Source organism: Actinoalloteichus spitiensis RMV-1378 (assembly GCF_000239155.1).
Lineage (GTDB): Bacteria > Actinomycetota > Actinomycetes > Mycobacteriales > Pseudonocardiaceae > Actinoalloteichus_B > Actinoalloteichus_B spitiensis.
In genome coordinates, this window is record NZ_AGVX02000725.1 from 1 (window position 1) to 1,380 (window position 1,380).

The following is a 1,380-nucleotide window of genomic DNA, read 5'->3' on the forward strand; positions in this document are numbered from 1 at the left end:
GTCACCACCGGTGGCGGCCCGCCCCGCCCCCCACGGCCTCCCGGTTCCGCGACACGCCCCCCACCACCGGATACCGCTCCACCCGGCACACCAGCCCGGGCCGTCCCCGCACCCCGCGGGGGTGCCGGCGATGACGGCCCGCACCGTCGCCGACCGCGACTTCCGGTTGTTCCTGGTGGGTCAGCTCGCCTCGGTGTTCGGCGGCACCCTGACCACGACGGCGATCTCGGTGATCGCGGTGACCGGCCTCGGCGCCGGCCCCCGGGACGTCTCCCTGGTCGTGGCCGCCGGCATGCTGCCGGCCCTGCTGTTCGGACCGGTCTGCGGTGTCCTGCTCGACCGGGTGCGACGCCCCAGGAGGGCCTTGGTCATCGCCGACCTGGGCGCGGCCACGATGGTGGGGGCCTGCGCGGTCGCCGGTCTGACCGGGACGCTCAACCTCGGCTGGCTGGTGGCGCTCAACGTGGTGCTCGGCGTGGTCCACCTGACGGTGAACGGGCTCTACTTCTCCCACCTGCACTCGCTCGGGGTGTCGGACGTCGGTCGGGCCCGGGGCCGGCTCCAGTCCTCCGAGATGCTGGCCAGCTCCGTGGCGGGTTCCCTCGCCGGTCCGGTGGCCGCCGGGCTCGGGGCGGCCGTGCTGTTCGTCGGGGACGCCCTGGCCTACCTGTTCAGCGCCTACTGCCTGGTCCGGTTGCGCTCCCCCGACCAACGACCACCGTCCCGCCAGGCCAGGAAGAAGCTGACCGAGGAGCTGGCGGACGGGCTGCGGGCCCTGCGGGGCAACCGGCTGCTGCTCGGCTACGCGGGGTTCCTCGTGCTCAGCGGGGTCGCCGCCAGCGGCATCGCCACCCAACGGGCGGTGTTCCTGCTGGACACGGTCGCGCTGCCGGTCGCCCTGTACACGCTGCCCACCGTGCTCGCCACCCTCCTGGGCGCCGGTGGCGCGCTGCTCGCCCCCCGGCTGCTCGCCCGGGGGCACACCCCGCGCCGGCTACTGCTGGTGGGCCTGTCCGCCGCGGCGGTCGCCGGCGCGGCGCTGCCGCTGGCCGGTGGCCCCCTGGGGTGGGCCGTGACGGTGTCGGCGTTGAGCATCGCGCTCCCCCTGTTCTTCGGGGGGCTGGCGAACATCGCGCTGGTGACGGTGATCGCCGACGACGTGGGGGACTCCTACTTCGCCAGGATCACCACCCTGCTCGGCTCGGTGGGGACGCTGGCGAACACGGCTGGCGCGCTGCTGGGAGGGGTGCTGGGGGAGGCGCTGGGCACCCGGGGCGGGATCTGGACGTGCGTCGGGGTGAACCTGGTGGCCGTCGCGGTGCTGTTGGCGGTGGCCGGCCGGCGCCCCGCCCGCTGCGCCACCGGCCCGCCCACCCCGGT

Annotated in this window: 1 protein-coding gene; it reads left to right on the forward strand. The window is 75.7% G+C overall.

All coding sequences use genetic code 11. From position 1 onward, the window contains the following. Positions 1 to 130 precede the first annotated feature (130 nt). A partial coding sequence (locus tag ACTIDRAF_RS0224570) for an MFS transporter (protein ID WP_016701324.1) occupies positions 131 to 1,380 on the forward strand: 1,250 nt, incomplete at its 3' end.